This is a genomic window from Halobacterium sp. BOL4-2, from assembly GCF_016917835.2.
Classification (GTDB): domain Archaea; phylum Halobacteriota; class Halobacteria; order Halobacteriales; family Halobacteriaceae; genus Halobacterium; species Halobacterium salinarum.
On sequence record NZ_CP070332.2, the window covers coordinates 619,874 to 636,252 of the forward strand.

A 16,379-nucleotide genomic window follows, 5' to 3' on the forward strand; every position below is an offset into this window, starting at 1 on the left:
GTGGCTGCCGTGGCTGGGTCAGGCGGCGCCGTCGACGACGCCGCGGGCGAGGAGGTACTCGACGCGAACCGTGTTGTCCGCGAACCACTCATCCAGCGTGGCAAGCGCGTCTTCGCGGAGGGCGCTCCGCGCACCGGGGTCGTCGAGCGCGCGCAGCGCCGGCGAGAGCGGGCCGGCCTCCTCGGCGAAGTTCCGCCAGAAGTGCTCGGGGGAGACGTACCGGAAGCGCGCGATGCGGCGCTCGAAGGTGAGCTCGCAGGCGTCACCCAGGTGGTCGCGGACGAACTCCGGGTTCCCCCACCGGAGGTGCGCCCAGGGGTCGTGGTCGTCGTGTCCGACGTAGTCATCGAGCACGTCGGTGAGCGCCCCCACCAGGCCGTCGGGGGACCACGCGGTGAACGCGACGCGGCCGCCGGGCTGGGCGACGCGCAGCATCTCGCGGCCGGCCTCGGCTGCGGCCGGGGAGAACACGTGGCCGAAACTAGAGAGCACGATGTCGAAGGCGTCGTCGGGGAACGGGAGCGTACTCGCGTCCCCGGCGACCCAGGAGATGTCGTTGTAATCCGTGAGCTGTGTGGTGTCACGGGCGAGTTCGAGCATCGACCGCGTGACGTCAAGCCCGGTGACGGTTGCGCCGGCGCGGCGGGCGGTGAGGGCGGCGTTCCCGGTGCCACAGCCGACGTCCAGGACCGTGTTCCCGGGGTCGACGCCGCAGGCGCTCACGAGGCGTGCGATCGCGGGCAGCAGGTTCGGGGCCAGTGAGGGGTACCGGCCCGCCGACCACGTGTACGTCGCGCGTTCGGTCCCGGTGTCGGGAGCGGTGTTCATCAGCGTGAGAAGGGCGTGCGTGCTCAAGAATACCACGGAAGGCGAGGATGTGGTGGGAGCCGTGGCGGCGCCCTGCCGTGGTCGTGGGGACACGTGCCAGGCAACGTTTATCAGCGGTCGGGGGCCAGTCGGGTGTATGCGTTTCCGAGCAGCGGTCGCGTCGCGTCTCGGCGTCGACACGCGATCGTTGGCCGCGTTCCGTGTCGGACTCGCGGTGGTCGTGCTGGTTGACCTGGCGTTGCGGCTGCAGTCGTTGACGGCGTTCTACACCGACAGTGGCGTGCTCCCGCGGGCGGTCATGCGCGCACAGTATCCGGTCGTCAGCCGCGCGTCCTTGCATATGCTTTCGGGGGCGGCGTGGGCACAGGCGGCGCTGTTCGCGGTGACGGCGGTGGCCGCGGTCGCGTTGCTCGTTGGGTATCGGAGCACAGCCGCGACGTTCGCAACGGGAGTGCTCGTGGTGTCGATGCACGCCCGAAACCCGCTGGTGTTGAACGGCGGTGATCTCGTCCTGCAGATGCTGTTCGTGTGGGCGCTCGGGCTTCCCCTGGGGGAGCGCTGGAGCGTGGACGCCGTGGATCGGGGGGCGTGGCGGGACCGCGTCGTCTCGGTGGCGACCGTGGGGGTGCTGTGCCAGCTCGTGATCGTCTACACGTCGAACGCCGTGTTGAAGCTTCGCGGGGACGCGTGGGTGTCCGGGACGGCCGTACGGACGGTGTTCAGTCTGGAGATGTTCGTCGTCGGGCTCGGCCACGTGCTGTCGGAAACCCCGCGGTTGTTGGTGGCGTTCGACCGAGTGTGGCTGGTGTTGCTTGCGGGGTCGGTGTGTCTGGTCGTGTTGACCGGGTGGTGGCGGGCGGCGGCGGCGGCGGCGTTCGCGGGGATGCACCTGGGGATGGCGGCGACGATGCAGCTGGGCGTGTTCCCGCTCGTCGCAGTCGTCGGACTGGTGCCGTTCGTTCCCGGTTGTGTCTGGGAGGCGGCGGCTGCAGCCCGCCCACAGCGCACCGTGCATCCCGTTCGATGGATTGCCGACCAGCGTGAGAGGGCGCCGTCGGTTCCAGTGCCGTCACTGCCTCGATCCGTTCGAGCGCGCGCTCGAACCGCCGTAACGGGCGTGTTCGTGGTGTTGCTGGTCGGACAGGCGGCGTACACGGTCGTCTCAGTCGGGGGTGTGGAAACGCCGGTCAGCGTCGGGCCACTCGACGCCGGGGACGCGCCACCACCGCGGTGGTACATGTTCGCCCCGGAGCCACTCAGCGTCGATCACTGGGTGAAAGCGCCGGCCACCACGCCCGGCGGCGGGCGCATCGGGGCGTTCGCTGGCGGCGCGTTCTCCTGGGGGAAACCCCCCGACGTGTCAGCCCAGTATCCGAGCGCGCGGTGGCGCAAGTACGTCGTGAACATTGCCGACAGCGACAGCCACGCGGTCCGGGCGGGGTTGGTGGCCTATCTGTGTCGGCGGTCGGCGGCCGGAACGCCGCACCGGGGGGTGACGAACGTGACCGTCTATGACGTCCGGCAGCCGACGCGGCTCGGCGGGTCGGAGCCGACACACCGGCGTCGAATCGGGGCAGCGGACTGCCCCGTGAACGCTGCCGAACGGGTGTAGCAAGCGAGCAGCGGCGGGTCGGCGTTACTGTGGTGGGATCGCGGTCTCCGTCGGTGCGGTGGTGAGCGCCTGTCGCACGCTGGCAACACGCTCCCCGGTGGCCTCGTGTTGGTTCTCCATGAGCACGGTCTCGCTCGGGAACAGTTGCTCGCCGACGGTGAGGCCGTGGTCGCGGGCGGTCGATCCCGTGACCGTGAGGTAGACACCGACGCCGGCGTCCGCGATCGCGGCTTCTTCCTCGTCGTGGTCGGCATCGGGGTAGGTGAACGTCAGGCCCTCGGTCACGGCGGTGCCGAGCACGGCTTCGACGAGGCGCTCGTAGCGGGGGCTGATGCAGACGGGGCCGCTGTAGGCGTCCAGAAACGCCCGGTCGACGCCCGCCGAACCGTGGGCGTCCGGCGTCGCCAACAGCGTGTGATAGACCGTGTCGCCGAGCCCGGAGGCGACGCGCACGTCCGTGTCGACGGGATCGATGCGCTCGTTCACGTCCGCGATCGAGGTCAGCGGCTCGGGACGGAGCCCCACCACCTCCTCGAGCACGAGGTCCGCGCTGTCGAACCCCAGGGCGAACTCGTGCGTGCGGAGCGCGCGAAACGGCTCCTCGCGCCCGATGAGTTCGACGCGCGTCCCCGCCACGGTCACGGTGAGCGAGTCGAACACGATCCGGCGTGGTTTCCCCACACGGGAGTCCCGCAACAGCGTGTAGTCGGGGGCCGTCGGCTCGTCGGGAGTGCTGTACGCGGCGAGCCGCTCGTAGACACCACGAGCGTCGTGGTGGTCGCCTTTCGTGAGCCCCTTCTCGTAGCGCAGCGTCGTGGCGATGTCGTCGGCGACCGACGCCGCGTCGGCGAGCTCGCCGACGCGGTCGAGAACCGCCTCCAATGGCCGTCCTTTCCGCGGGACGGCGATGCGAACCGGCGGGGGTGTCATTGTTGGGTGCAGCCAGTGCGCGCCGAAAACCGTTGTGATCCCGAGCGCTCAGGCGCTGAACACGTCCGACAGCTGGTCGCGCCAGTCGTCGATGGCGTCGACGTGCTCGGAGAGCTCGGCGACGTCGGCTTCGAGGGCGTCCACGTCGCCGGAGACGTCGGCCAGCGCCAGCACGTCGTCCTCGGTGTCCGCGAGGCGCTCGTCGAGGGCGTCCACGTCGCCGCGCAGCCGGTCCAGCGACGATTCGAGGTCGTCGACAGCCCCGACCGTGGCTTCGACGTCGTCGACGCGCTCGTGCAGCGCCGCCCGGTCGTCGGCGGCAGCGTCGACGGACTGCTCGACGCCAGCCACGTCGTCGCGCACCGTCGATAGCTCGGTTTCCAGGTCGGCCACGTCGTCTTCGAGGTCGTTGAGCACGTCCTGTGCCGTGCCGTTGTCGTCGATGAACGACTCCAGGGCGTCGGTGTACGCTTCGATCTCGGAGACCCGGGACTGCAGGTGTGTGAGCTCCACGCGCGTCGATTCGGGTACCCCACCCATCGCGTCCTGGATGGTTGCGAGGTCGTCGTCGGCGACGGCGTCGTTGCGGATCGCGTCCGCGAGCGCGGCCACGATCTCCGAGCCGTCACGGGGCGCAGCGTCCACACCCGCAGCGTCGTCGGCGGCGCTGGTGTCGGCGGCCACCGTGTCGGTTGGCGGGTCGGCGTCGGCGGTGTCGTCGCCGTTGGCGGTCGCCGTCGCTTCGAGTGCGGCGCCCGTCCCTGTGGTGTTGTCCGCGGGCTGGCCGTCAGTGTCGGGGCTCGTGTCGTCGGCGTCCTCGGGCTCGGTCCCACCGATGTCGGTGAGCCCGGCGTCGTCGCCGAGGATTTCGGCGTCGTCGGTGACCGGCGTGTCGACATCGGCGTCGCCGACGTCCGCTTCGACGGATCCGAACTCGTGGTCGGTGGTGTCCTCGTCTTCGAGCCCGGGGACCGTGTCGCGGTCGCCGCCCGCCAGCTCCCGCACCACGTCGCTGGACTCCGGCGGGATGGCGTCCTCGATGTCGGGGCCGTCGACGTCGATCTCCGGGGCCGAAAGGAACGGCGTCTCGTCTTGGTCGTCCTCCATGCGGACGCCGTAGACGGTGGTGAACGACTCGCCGGCGTCGATCTCGCGCTCGAAGCGCACGACGCCGTCGCCCGTCGCCGTCCAGTGTTCGCTGCCGTATTCGGGGTGGAACCCGATCTGGTCGATGCCGAACTCCTCGGGGATCTCGTCGGTGATCGTCAGCGTCACCCCGCCGTCACGGGTCGAAGACACGTCGAAGGCGACGGCCGGCACCGGGAAGTCCTCGGCGTTGAAGAACTTGCTGACGGTCACACCGTTCGTTTCGACGACTGTTTCGTCACTCACGGGCATCACCCTGGAGTGCGTCGTTCATACAGCAATCTACGCGGAGAGGCCCTTAAATTGCCGGGGGGTAGGTGTATGCGCGAGGTGGGGGCCTACGAGACGTCGATGCGGTCGCCGATTTCGACGACGTCGAGGCGCTGTGGTGACGCCATGCTGCGGGTGTGTGCGTGCAGCGCCGTCGGGTCCGCGGTCAGTCCTTTCCACATGTCCCAGTGCGTGGGGACCAGCCGGTCGAGTTGGAGGGCGTTCGCGCACGCGACGACCTCCGTCTCCGTGTTGTACCACGTCGTGACCGACGGTTCGCGGGTCTGTTTGTCGGGGATCTCGCCCGTCGATCCGAACGCCAGAATCCCCACGTCGATGTCGTGGGCCGCCCCGATCTCCGCGAGGGCGTCGGCGGGTTTGGTGTCGCCGCCGTGGAACACCGTGCCGGCGTCGTGCTCGAAGACGTACGACACCGGCTGGACCGCGTCGGGGTCGTGTGCGGGCGTGACGTGGACGGTGAACGAGCCGATGTCGTAGGTGTCACCGACGGCGACGCGCCGGTACTGATCGGTGGTGACGGCGTAGTCGTCCTGCCAGCGTTCGTCGTCGCGGGCGACCGCGATCGAGGCCTCGGGGGCGTACAGCGAGCAGCCCGTGTCGGCGAGCAGCGGGGCCTGGCTCGGGCCGTGGACGTGGTCGGTGTGCTCGTGGGTGGCGAGCACTGCGTCGGCGTCGGAGACGTCACGGGGATCGAACGGCACGGGGATCATGCGCACCGTTCGCGGCGGGTCGCCGGTCCCCAGGTAGGGGTCGACGAACAGCGTCGTGCCGTCGCTGGCCTTCAGGATCACGCCGTTGCAGCCGAGATACCAGACCGCGATGCCGTCGGGATCGGCGGCGGCGACGGCTGCGGGCAGCCAGTCGCCCCAGTCGGAGTGCACCATACCGGCCGTTGGTGGCCCGCGTCCTAAGCGTTCGGTGGTTCGGCCAGGGCACTTAACAGCACGTGGACACGTGTACGATGTGATGAGCGTCATCGCTGAACTGTCGATGTCGTCGCCCCGCATGATCCTCTACGAGGCGACCACCAGCGTCCCCAACGTGACGTTTGACGTCGAATCCGTCGACGTGGCTGATGGTGGGGACACGGTCAAAACGGTCGCGTGGGCGATCGGCGATGACCTGTCCGCGTTCGACGACGCGATGCGGGCTGACTCGACCACGACCTCGGTAACGCTGCTGGATCAGCTGGCCGATCGGCGACTGTACAGCTACCAGAACGCCGACGCGTCGGAGGTCCAGATGTACACCGAGTGGCTGGATCTCGGTGCCGCACAGCTGCACGTCGAGTCACAGAACGGCGTGTGGTTCGTTCGCGTTCGGTTCCCCGACCGGGACGCACTGGCGTCGTTTCGCGAGATCTGCACCAGCCAGGGGGTGGCGTTCACGCTGCACTGCATCTACAGCGGCGTCCCCGAGGCCGACGCCACCCATCAAGACCCGCTGACCGACGCCCAACGAGAGGCCGTCCGGGTCGCCTTGGACGTGGGCTACCTCGACGTGCCGCGGTCGGCGTCGCTGTCGGCGGTCTCCGAGCAGCTCGGCGTCACCGAGCAGTCAGCGAGCGAGCGGTTGCGCCGCGCGACGCGGAACCTCGCCGCCAACGCCGTTGACTGACGGCGCCGTCAGTCCTGACAGCAGGCACCGGACTCCCCGACGAAATCCACGTCCAGGGGGTCGCTGATGAGGTCGTTGAGTCCCTCAAACCGTGCTTCCAGGGCGTCCTGGGCGTCGAGGTAGTCCGCCATCACGGGGTGGTCGTGGAGGTGCTGTTGGGCCTCCTGGACGCGGTTGAGGGCGGCCTCGTCGGCGTCCCCGGACTGGCGGGCGAGCATGAACTCCTGGCGGAGTTGCTCGAACTCCTCGATCCGAGACTGCACTTCATCGGTGGTCTCGACGGCGCGCTTGGTCTCCATGAGGCGGCGGTACTCGGGGAGGTCGGCGATCGCGTCGCCGAGCTGGCGCGCGAGGTCGTCCGCAGCGTGGTCCGCGCTGGGGCCGGCGGCGTCGGTCTCAACACTCATACGCCGAGGTTGGTGCTGGCATCGTTTCAAACTGCCGGAACCCCCGAACGCCGCCCCCGTACCGCGAACCACGGGGGTTAAACGAGCAAGCCCCCATACCGCAGCTAATGAGCAACGAGGAGGCACGGTCGGCGGGCGATCTCCGGAACACTGGACTCTCGCTGCGCCACGACCGGACGTGGGATTACGAGCTCGACCGCATCGTCGACGAGGTCGAGCGGAAAGACGCCGAGAAAGTCGGCCTGCAGTTCCCCGAGGGGTTGAAGCGCCGCGGGCCAGCGGTCGCCGACGACCTGCGGGCGCGCCTGGACGACACCCGCATCATGCTGTCCGGGCAGCCCTGTTATGGGGCCTGCGACCTCGACACGTATCTGATGCGGCGCACCGACGTGTTCGTGCACTTCGGGCACTCCCCGATGAAGGAGTCGGATTCGATCATCTACGTGCCGCTGTTCTCGAACGTCGACGTCGAGCCCATCATGCAGGAGGCCCGCGACGAGCTCCACGACGGCGACGTTGGGCTGGTGACCACCGCCCAGCACATGAACCAGTTCGAGGAGATGCGCACGTGGCTGGAGGAGCGCGGGTACACGGTGCACACGCGCCGCGGCGACGACCGCCTCACCAACGAGGGCCAGGTGCTTGGCTGCAACTACGCCAGCGCGGACATCGACGCCGACCAGGTGTTGTACGTCGGCGGCGGGAAGTTCCATCCGCTCGGCCTGGCGATGGAACACCCCGAGAAGAACGTCGTCATCGCGGATCCGGTCAACAACGCGGTGTCGATCGCGGACGCCGAGCAGTTCCTCAAGGAGCGCTACGCGTCCGTCCACAAGGCGATGGACGCCGAGCAGTGGGGCGTGATCTTCTGCACGAAGATCGGCCAGGGCCGGTTCGATCAGGCCGAGGAGATCGTGGAGAACAACGACAACGCCTACCTCATCACGATGGACGAGGTGACCCCCGACAGGCTGATGAACTTCGACATGGACGCGTTCGTGAACACGGGCTGCCCGCGAATCACCACCGACGACGGCCCGCAGTTCCACAAGCCGATGTTGACCCCCGGCGAGTACGAGATCGCCGTCGGGAACAAGCCACTGGAGGACCTCTCGTTCGACACCTTCCACGGCACCTGGTAGCGCCGTGCGGGCGCAGGGTTCTTCGCCGCCGCCCACCACGGGTGGAGCGTGAAGCGCGCGCTCGCCAGGCGACTCGGCGCAGTCGAGGGGTTCCGGGATCCGGACCCGGGGCTCGAACAGTACGCCACACCGACCGAGCTGGCCGCCCAGCTCATCGCGCTCGCCGACCTCCATGACGACCTCGCCGGTCGCACGGTCGCCGATCTCGGAGCCGGCACGGGGATGCTCGGGATCGCGGCGGCGACCCGCAGTCCCCACCGCGTTCTGGCGGTCGAGCGTGACCCCGACGCGGTGGCCGTCGGCCGGGCCAACGAACCCCGCGTCGAGCCGGGTGTGGGCGTCGAGTGGACGGTGGCCGACGCCACGCGGCCGCCGCTGGCAGCCGTCGACACCGTCGTGATGAACCCGCCGTTCGGCGCGCAGGACGGTGCCGAGCACGCCGACCGGGCGTTCCTGGCGGCCGCCTCGGAGGTCGCGGCGGTGTCGTACTCCGTGCACAACGCCGGCAGCAAGGCGTTCGTGGAGTCGTTCGCCGGCGACCGGGGTGGAACCGTCACCCACGCGTTCGCCGCCGAGTTTGCGGTGCCCGCTCAGTTCTCCTTCCACACCCAGGACCGCGCCGTCCTCGACGTGGAACTGTTCCGCGTGGATTGGGGTCGTCAGTCGTAGGATTCGCTGTGCGCGACCGTGACGGTCGTGTTGCCGGTGTGCGCGAGCAGCCGGCCGGCCGTATGTTCGAACGTCAGGCCGCCCGCCGTGGCGGTGGCGTTGGCCGCCGGCACGCCGGTGGTGGCAAGCGCCGTTTCGTTTCGCAGCACCGTCAGCGAGAACTGCCCGGCGTCGGCGTTCAGCCGGACGTGGCGGCCGTCCAACACCGGGGCTGCGGTGCGGTTCGCCGACGCGAACACCGGCCGCAACGATCCGCCGTCCGGCGGTCGCAGGTAGACGTTGTAGACCGGCTGGCCGCCGGTGGCGACCCACCCCTCGCGGTGCACGCCGACGGTTTCCCGCCAGTTCAGCCCGCCGACAGTGATGGCCGCGTCACCACGGAACGCGAGCTCGTCGGTGCCAACGCGTTCGGTCCACATGCCGCGGTCCGGGTTGGCGACGATGACGCCGCTGGCGGAGACGTTCGTCGCGGCCCCCGAGTACGGGATGTCGACCGCCGCAACCCGCTTGTTGGTCGCGTTCTCGGCGTACGTGACTTCGTAGCCGTTGACCGAGACCGCCGACTGTGCGACGTTCGCGTCCTGGACGGTGGTGAGGTTCACGGGCACCGCGACGAACGCCATCGTCACCACGGGGATGATCAGCGCCGCCGCCGCGAGTTTGCGCGCCGTCGCGGTGGTTTCGCCGCCCCGTCCGGGGAGCGTAACGCCGCTGTGCGTGCCCGCGACGACCGCAAACACGACCGCAAGCACCACCACGAGCAACAGCCCGCCGGCGCGGAACAGCACGTACTCGGCGCTCCGGCCGTACCACCACACCGCCCACAGCGACAGCGACGTGGCGATCACGACCGCGCCCAGCCAGACGCGGGCCGGGTTGGGGTGGTCATCGCGGTGCACGAGCACCGCGACCGCCGCCAGCGCGCCCAGAAGGAACCCGAAGAGGTGACCTTGGACCGCGACGCCCGCCCACCACGGCGGCCCGAACGACTGGGACGCCGACGCGAACGTCACGGGCTCCAACAGCGTCCGCCAGAACACCGAGATGGCGTCCCGGGCGGCGACGGCCACCACCGTCGCCAGGGGGTATTTGAGGAGCGCGAACCCCGCGAACGCGAACACGACCCCGGAGAACCCGACGGCCGCGCCCCAGGAGAACACGCTGGTGAGAAGCGCCACCGCGAGCACGCCGGCGGGGAACACCACGCCGGCACGGACGTAGGGGTTTGTTCGCCACGACCCGAACGCGGCGGTGCCGCGGGCAGTCGGGTAATGCGAGAACGCGTACTCGGCGACCGGCGCGAGCGCCAGCGTGCCGATGAGGTTGCCGGTGACGTGGCCGAGGTTGGCGTGGGCGATCGGCGACGTGAGCACGCCCAGCGGGTAGGCGTACGACCACGAGATGAACGGCACCACAAGCAGTGTGCCGTCCGGGCCGCGCTGGACGAGCGTGTAGAACCCGGCCACGATCCCGGCAACCAGCAGCGTCCCCCAGGGCACGCCGAACAGGAGCCGCGACCGAACCGCCTGGACGGCGTCGCGGCCCGGTCCACGGGTGAACACGGCGGTGCCGGTCGCAAGCAACACCACGACGGCGGCGTATCCGACGGCCCGCCACAGGTCCAGGAGGCCGCTGCTCCCCGCCACGACGAGCCCGGCGAGCACCCCGCTGACGGCAGTCCCGGCGAGCCACCGCGCGCGGCGAAAGCGCGGGACGACACTGACAGCGAGCACACCACCGACCGCCGTCAGGGCGACGACCGCGGCGGCGTCCGACGGCACGTGCATACATCACGTCTCCGTGTTGGGACGTAATAAACCAGCGGGCGCACCCCGACGGGTCGGCCGTTCGAAACGTTGAAACGCCGGACGGGCGAAACCGGAGCCATGGATCTGCGGGTTATTGAGAAGGACGACGCGGAGCTGACCATCGAAGTCGCCGGGGAGAACCACACGTTCATGAACGTGCTGAAGGGCACGCTGCTGGAGACCGACGGCGTCACCGCGGCGTCCTACGACATGAACCCCGAGCAGTCCGGCGGCCAGACGGAGCCGCTGCTCACGATCAAAACCGACGGCGACGTGGACCCAGTCGACGCCCTGCAGGCGGCGGCCGGCCACACAAGCCAGAAACTCCAGTCGTTCGCGGACACCTTCGAAGCCGCGGTCTGAGCCGGCTCACGCGTCCGGGGCGCGGATCGGATAGCCGGCGTCAGCGAGCGTCTCTTTCGTCTCCGCGATGCTGTACTCGTCGAAGTGGAAGATCGACGCCGCCAGCGCCGCGTCAGCGCCGGCGTCGTAGGCGTCGGCCATGTCGCCGGGCGCGCCACACCCCGAGGACGCGATCACGGGCGTCGAAACGGCGTCACAGACCGCTGCCGTGAGCGGAACGTCGTAGCCGTCCTGTGTGCCGTCGGCGTCGATGGAGTTCACGAACAACTCGCCCGCGCCGCGTCGCTGTGCCTCCTGGACCCACTCGATGGCGTCCATGCCGGTGCCTTCGCGGCCGCCGTGGACCGTGCACTCGAACCAGCACGACTCGCCGTCGACCTGCGTGTAGTGTTGGCCCTGTTCGTCGAAGCGCCGCCGGGCGTCGACGCTGATGACGATGCACTGGCTGCCGAAGGCCTTCGCGCCGCGGTCCACCAGCGACGGGTCGGCGATCGCGCCCGAGTTGATCGAGACCTTGTCGGCGCCCGCGCGCAGCGTCTCCCGGATGTCGTCGGTGTCCCGGATGCCGCCGCCGACGGTCAGCGGGATGAACACCTCGTCGGCGACCGCCGAAACGGTGTCGAGCATCGTCTCCCGGCCCTCGGCGCTGGCCGTGATGTCGAGGAACACGAACTCGTCGGCGCCCGCTTCGTTGTACCGCTTCGCCATCTCGACGGGGTCGCCCGTGTACGCCAGCTCCTCGAAGTTGACGCCGGTGTACACTGCGGGCTCCCCGTCGTCGTCGAGGTCCACGTCGATGCAGGGGATGACGCGCTTGGTGAGTGTCATCGGTCGGGTACGACGGCGTACACCCGAGACCCGGATAAGGTGTCCGATCCGCGCGCTCCCCTGGCGTGGCGTGTGGATCTCGAAACGCTGACGGGGCCCAAACGCCCAGGCGAACCCATGACATACGTCGTCGCGTTCGACAGCTCGCCGCTCGCGGAGGCCGCGCTCCGGCGTGCCGTCACGTTCGCCGACGCCGCCGACGCGGCCGTGGTGGCTGTCACCGCCGTGCAACGCGATCCCGCGATGGCCCGCGACCGGGGCTGGCTGGGCGCTGACGAGTCGTTCGATGTCGGGACGGTTGCGGCCGCGATCGCGGCGGACGTCCACGAGATCGCGCCGGGCGTGCCGGTGGAGTACGAGGTACTGGACGCATACGCGCCCCGAGGGCGTGTCAGTCGCACCGTCCGCGAGCTCGCGGTTGATGCCGGCGCGACGGTCGTGTTCGTCGGCAGCGACAACGCCGGCCACGTGGTCGGCGGCCTCACCTCCGTGGGGCAAGGCGTCTCCGCGGACGACCGCTACGACGTGCACATCGTCCGGTAGGCAGTCACTGCGCTTCGATACTGCCAAGTGCGGGCGCCGAGAACCGCCGCGTATGTCCGACGATCACGGCGACGACGGGGGCCGCGTCACCGCGCCCATGCAGGAGTTCTCGATTGGACAGGTCACGAACGGGCTCATCGTGCTTTTGGTTGGGCTGGCGGTCGCGTACGCCGTCCCCGTCGTCGTGTAATCGCCGGTCAGTCCAGCTCGCGGGCGATGACGCCGCGGTGATCCCGGATCGTGGCGGCGTCCCGCGTCACAGTCTCGTCGTCGATGGTCACCGACAGCGTGCCGTCCGTGGTCGCCGACCCGAGGCGCACGACGGACACATCAAGGGCCGCTTGGAGCGCGTCGGCGTCCCGTGTTTCGACGACCGCACGACCAGGGCATTCCGAGAACAGCGCCGCCAACCCGGGCACGGCGACGGTCGCGCCGGCGTCCGCAGTCACCATCTCGGCGAGCGTGACCGCCAGTCCACCGTCGCTAATGTCGTGGACGGCCAGCGTGTCCGCTCGCGTGGCGGCCTCGCGGACGGCGTCCACGCCGGCTGCGTCGGCGGCCGGGAACTGGTCGGTGCCACCCAGCGCCTGGAGGTAGACCGATCCGCCGAGGCCGTCGGCGTGCCCGCCGACGAGCACGAGATCCCCGTCGCCGGCGAGGCCACTGCCGGGGACGGGGTACTGGTTGCGGTAGCCGACCACGGCGAGCGTCGGCGTCGGCGCGATGGGGCCGGTCGCGGAGTCGTTGTACAGGCTGACGTTGCCGCCGACGACCGGCGTGTCGATCGCACGACAGCCGTCCGCCAGCCCCGCAACCATCGCCTCGAAGCCGCCGTACACGTCGGGGTCCTCGGGGTTGCCGCCGTTGAGGCAGTCGACGGCCGCCAGCGGCTCGGCACCGGCCGCCGCGAGGTTCGTGGCGTTCTCGACGGCGGTGGCGTACGCGCCGGCGTACGGCTGGCAGGCCGTCCACCCCGGATTCGCGCCCGCGGACAGCGCGACCGTCGTCCCGTCGTCGGCCTCGTGCAGCGCCAGCCCGGCGGCGTCCTCCCCGGGGCGCTGGACGGTTCGCGCGCCGACCTCGTGGTCGTACTGGCGGTACACCCACTCGTTGCTCGCGGTGTTGGGGGCCGAGAGCACGGCGTCGATGGCCGTCCCGAGCGTCGGATCCGGCCGGTCCGTGGCTGGCGCGTGGGGTGCCGTCGACGGCTGGTCGGTTGCCGGCGCTCCGTCCGCGAGAACCGTCGCGGGCGCGTCGACGACGGTCTCGCCGTCGAACTCGCAGACGTAGTTGCCCGTGGTGACCTCGCCGATGACCGAGCAGCCCAGGTCGTATCGCGTGGCGACCTCGCGGACGGCGTCGACGTCGGCTGGGGCGACCTCGTAGCACATGCGCTCCTGGGACTCCGCCAGCAGGATCTCCATGGCGTTCATCTCCGGCTCGCGCTGGTGGACCGCATCAAGGGTGATGCGCGCGCCGAGTTCGCCCTGCGCGACCATCTCCGAGGACGCCCCGCCGAGCCCGGCGGCCCCGAGGTCGCGGGCGGCGACCACGAGGTCGCGGTCGACCAGCGTCTCGTTGGCTTCGATGAGGAGTTTCTCCGTGTAGGGGTCGCCCACCTGGACGGCCGGGCGGTCGGCGGTTTCGGCGTCCTCGGCGAGGTCCTCGCTGGCGAAGCTCGCGCCCCCGAGGCCGTCCCGGCCGGTGGCGTTCCCCACGAGCACGAGCTTGTTCCCGGGCGATTTCGCCGCCGCCGTGACGAGTCGGTCCTCGGTCACCAGGCCGACGCACGCGACGTTCACCAGCGGGTTGCCGGTGTAGCCGTCGTGGAACTGCGTGGCCCCGGCGACCGTCGGGACGCCGATGGCGTTGCCGTAGTCGCTGATCCCCTCGACCACGCCGTCCAGGAGGTATCGGGCGTGCTCGTCGTCGAAGTCACCGAAGTACAGCGCGTCGGCGAGCGCGATGGGATAGGCCCCCATCGAGAGGGTGTCCCGGACGATGCCGCCGACGCCGGTGGCGGCACCGTCGTAGGGGTCGACGTAGCTGGGGTGGTTGTGGCTCTCCACGCCGACGGTCACGAGTTGGTCGGTGCCGGGGACGCGCACGACGGCGGCGTCGTCACCCGGGCCGACGACCACGGCTTCGCTGTCGCTGTCGAACGCGGACAACAGCGACCGCGAGGAGCGGTACGCGCAGTGTTCGCTCCAGAGGTTCTCGAACAGCGCGGCTTCCGCGGGTGTGGGGTCGCGGCCGAGGGCTGCCACGACGCGCTCCCGATCCGAGTCACCAAGAGACATTCACTTTCGTGGTATAACTCGGGTGGTTTAGTCGTTTCTATATGCATAGTCGTGGTGTGTTCGGCGGCGCACCGGTACCGAGTCGTTTTTCTTCCCACCACGGCAAGCGTTGACTGTGCTGTCTGTCGAACTCCACGCGCACTCCGAGCGCTCCTACGACGGCCGTGACCCCGTCGAGATGCTGCTGGAGCAGGCCCAGGCCGTGGGGCTCGACGCGCTTGCGGTGACAGATCACGACGAAATAGACGCAAGTCTCCGGGCCGCGGAGTTGGCCGCCGACTACGGTCTCGTCGGCATTCCCGGGATGGAGGTGACGAGCGCGGACGGTCACGTGCTCGCCATCGGTGTCGAGCGCGCCGTGCCCGCCGGGCTGCCGTTCGCCGAGACGCTGGCCGAGATCAGGGACCGCGGTGGCATCGCCATCGTCCCCCACCCCTTCCAGTCCTCGCGCAGCGGCGTTGCGCCCCACATCTCGCGGCGCGAACTGGCGTCCGCGGACGCCATCGAGGTGTACAACTCCCGGCTGCTGACCGGGCTCGCGAACCGGAAAGCCGAGACGTTCGCGGAGCACAACGACTGCCCCATGACCGCCGGCAGCGACGCGCACATCGCCGAGATGGTGGGGCAGGCGGTCACGCGGATCGACGCCGACGACCACACGGTCGAGGCCATCCTGGACGCCATCCGGGCGGGCGAAACCACGGTCAACGGGAAACGAACCCCGTGGCATATCAGCTTCCGGCAGGCGGCCGGCGGCGCGAAGCGCCGGATCACGAACCGGCTCGCGGAGTTCTTCTGATGCGGGGCGCTGCCCCCGACGCGGTGCTGGACGCCGTCCAGTCGGGCGACCCGCTGCCCGGGACCGGCGGGTTCGCGGGCGAGCTGCCGGACGGCCGGCTCGCACGGGACGTGTTGGGCCGCCGGCTGTGTTACGTCGACGGCGACGAGTGGAGCCACGACCCACGGGATCTCGCTGCGCCGACGCTCCTGCCGGCCGGCCACGTCCGCGCGCCGGGCGCGACCGGCAGCGGACGGCCGGTGTGGTCGCTCCCGGAGCCGGCGCCGACCGGCGACGAGCCGGTTGAGCGCGTCCGGGACGCCGTTGCGGGCGCGCTCGGGGGCGTTCCTGCGGGCGACGACCTGGCGGTGGCGTTCTCCGGGGGCGTCGACTCCGCGCTCGCCGCGGCCGCGCTGGACGCGCCGCTGTACGTCGTCGGCTACGCGGACAGCAGCGACATCGCGGCGGCCCGCGAGTCGGCGGCCGCCATGGGGCGTGCCGACGACCTGCGCGTGCACGAAGTGACGCTGGCGGACATCGAGGCGGCCGTGCCGACGGTGGCGCGGGCGATCGGCCGCACGAACGCCATGGCCGTCCAGATCGCGTTGCCGTTGTTCCTGGTCGCCGCCCGGGCGGCCGCCGACGGCCACAGCCGCCTCGTGGTCGGGCAGGGGGCCGACGAGCTGTTCGGTGGGTACGCGAAGGTCGCGAAAGCCCCGACCGACCCGCGCACCGACGCCGACACTGTGCGCGGTGCGCGCCGGGAGACGGTGCAGTCGCTGCCGGCCCAACTGGAGCGGGATCTGCGCGCGCTGCGGGCGGCCGGCGTGGAGCCGGTGACGCCGCTGCTGCACGACGACGTGGTGCGCGCGGCGCTCGCGCTGCCGGGGGAGTGGCTCGTGTCGGGCGACACCCGGAAACGCGCGCTCCGGGAGGCGGCCCGATCGTGGCTGCCCGACGCGGTAGCTGACCGCGACAAGAAAGCCGTGCAGTACGGCAGCCTGGTCGCCCGCGAGGTCGACCGGCTCGCCCGCCAGGCGGGGTTCAAGCGCCGCATGGACGACCACGTCACACAGTACGTCGAGGCCCGCATCGGGGAGTGACCGGGCAGCCGGGG

Annotated in this window: 17 protein-coding genes; 9 read left to right on the forward strand and 8 right to left on the reverse strand. The window is 70.3% G+C overall.

Features of this window, described 5'->3' with window-relative positions; genetic code table 11:
• Positions 1-18: 18 nt before the first annotated feature.
• Positions 19-828 (reverse strand): methyltransferase domain-containing protein, encoded by an 810-nt coding sequence (locus tag JRZ79_RS16445; RefSeq protein ID WP_205252572.1) that lies wholly within the window; start codon positions 826-828, stop codon positions 19-21.
• A gap of 136 nt (positions 829-964) precedes the next feature.
• Between JRZ79_RS16445 and JRZ79_RS16450 the strand changes: the two genes are divergently transcribed.
• Positions 965-2,440: an HTTM domain-containing protein gene (locus tag JRZ79_RS16450; protein ID WP_205252573.1), complete on the forward strand. Its 1,476-nt coding sequence runs from the start codon at positions 965-967 to the stop codon at positions 2,438-2,440.
• Positions 2,441-2,464: 24 nt separating this feature from the next.
• Here JRZ79_RS16450 and JRZ79_RS16455 read toward each other — a convergent pair whose 3' ends face one another.
• The 3 genes from JRZ79_RS16455 to JRZ79_RS16465 form a co-directional block, all read right to left on the reverse strand.
• Positions 2,465-3,370 carry a hypothetical protein gene (locus tag JRZ79_RS16455; RefSeq protein ID WP_010902593.1) on the reverse strand — a complete coding sequence of 302 codons (906 nt, stop codon included), beginning with the start codon at positions 3,368-3,370 and terminating at the stop codon, positions 2,465-2,467.
• A gap of 48 nt (positions 3,371-3,418) precedes the next feature.
• Positions 3,419-4,768 (reverse strand): hypothetical protein, encoded by a 1,350-nt coding sequence (locus JRZ79_RS16460; RefSeq protein WP_205252574.1) that lies wholly within the window; start codon positions 4,766-4,768, stop codon positions 3,419-3,421.
• Between the two features lie 86 nt (positions 4,769-4,854).
• Positions 4,855-5,691, reverse strand: coding sequence for an MBL fold metallo-hydrolase (locus tag JRZ79_RS16465; RefSeq protein ID WP_049892496.1), 837 nt, complete (start codon positions 5,689-5,691; stop codon positions 4,855-4,857).
• A gap of 82 nt (positions 5,692-5,773) precedes the next feature.
• On the opposite strand from JRZ79_RS16465, the gene JRZ79_RS16470 reads away from it, so the two are divergent.
• On the forward strand, positions 5,774-6,424 hold the full coding sequence (locus tag JRZ79_RS16470; protein ID WP_010902596.1) for a helix-turn-helix domain-containing protein: 651 nt from the start codon (positions 5,774-5,776) through the stop codon (positions 6,422-6,424).
• Positions 6,425-6,432: 8 nt separating this feature from the next.
• Here the strand turns inward: JRZ79_RS16470 and JRZ79_RS16475 are convergent, their stop codons facing one another.
• Positions 6,433-6,831, reverse strand: a complete 399-nt coding sequence (locus JRZ79_RS16475) for a YlbF family regulator (RefSeq protein ID WP_010902597.1) — start codon at positions 6,829-6,831, stop codon at positions 6,433-6,435.
• Positions 6,832-6,938: 107 nt separating this feature from the next.
• Between JRZ79_RS16475 and dph2 the strand changes: the two genes are divergently transcribed.
• A complete protein-coding gene (gene dph2, locus JRZ79_RS16480; RefSeq protein WP_010902598.1) occupies positions 6,939-7,973 on the forward strand; it encodes a diphthamide biosynthesis enzyme Dph2 in 1,035 nt (344 codons plus the stop codon).
• Positions 7,974-8,021: 48 nt separating this feature from the next.
• The gene (locus JRZ79_RS16485; RefSeq protein ID WP_205252575.1) at positions 8,022-8,642 is read left to right on the forward strand and encodes an METTL5 family protein; all 621 of its coding nucleotides are present in this window, start codon (positions 8,022-8,024) and stop codon (positions 8,640-8,642) included.
• On the opposite strand, the gene JRZ79_RS16490 is transcribed toward JRZ79_RS16485, so the two are convergent.
• The gene (locus JRZ79_RS16490; protein WP_205252576.1) at positions 8,633-10,429 is read right to left on the reverse strand and encodes a rhomboid family intramembrane serine protease; all 1,797 of its coding nucleotides are present in this window, start codon (positions 10,427-10,429) and stop codon (positions 8,633-8,635) included. The two genes, JRZ79_RS16485 and JRZ79_RS16490, sit on opposite strands and share 10 nt — an antisense overlap.
• Before the next feature lie 99 nt (positions 10,430-10,528).
• Here JRZ79_RS16490 and JRZ79_RS16495 point away from each other — a divergent pair, with 99 nt between their 5' ends.
• Positions 10,529-10,813 carry a DNA-directed RNA polymerase subunit L gene (locus JRZ79_RS16495; protein WP_010902601.1) on the forward strand — a complete coding sequence of 95 codons (285 nt, stop codon included), beginning with the start codon at positions 10,529-10,531 and terminating at the stop codon, positions 10,811-10,813.
• 6 nt (positions 10,814-10,819) lie between these two features.
• Here JRZ79_RS16495 and hisF read toward each other — a convergent pair whose 3' ends face one another.
• Entirely contained in the window at positions 10,820-11,641 is an 822-nt protein-coding gene (gene hisF, locus JRZ79_RS16500; protein ID WP_010902602.1) for an imidazole glycerol phosphate synthase subunit HisF, read from the reverse strand.
• Positions 11,642-11,758: 117 nt separating this feature from the next.
• On the opposite strand from hisF, the gene JRZ79_RS16505 reads away from it, so the two are divergent.
• The gene (locus JRZ79_RS16505; RefSeq protein WP_070807663.1) at positions 11,759-12,184 is read left to right on the forward strand and encodes a universal stress protein; all 426 of its coding nucleotides are present in this window, start codon (positions 11,759-11,761) and stop codon (positions 12,182-12,184) included.
• 52 nt (positions 12,185-12,236) lie between these two features.
• Positions 12,237-12,374, forward strand: coding sequence for a hypothetical protein (locus JRZ79_RS16510; protein ID WP_010902604.1), 138 nt, complete (start codon positions 12,237-12,239; stop codon positions 12,372-12,374).
• Between the two features lie 7 nt (positions 12,375-12,381).
• On the opposite strand, the gene purL is transcribed toward JRZ79_RS16510, so the two are convergent.
• Entirely contained in the window at positions 12,382-14,484 is a 2,103-nt protein-coding gene (purL, locus tag JRZ79_RS16515; RefSeq protein ID WP_205252577.1) for a phosphoribosylformylglycinamidine synthase subunit PurL, read from the reverse strand.
• 115 nt (positions 14,485-14,599) lie between these two features.
• Here purL and JRZ79_RS16520 point away from each other — a divergent pair, with 115 nt between their 5' ends.
• Together JRZ79_RS16520 and JRZ79_RS16525 are read left to right on the forward strand one after the other, a co-directional pair.
• Positions 14,600-15,283, forward strand: coding sequence for a PHP domain-containing protein (locus JRZ79_RS16520; RefSeq protein ID WP_205252578.1), 684 nt, complete (start codon positions 14,600-14,602; stop codon positions 15,281-15,283).
• Entirely contained in the window at positions 15,283-16,365 is a 1,083-nt protein-coding gene (locus tag JRZ79_RS16525; protein WP_205252579.1) for an asparagine synthetase B, read from the forward strand. The genes JRZ79_RS16520 and JRZ79_RS16525 overlap by 1 nt, the downstream gene beginning before the upstream one ends.
• Positions 16,366-16,379 lie beyond the last annotated feature (14 nt).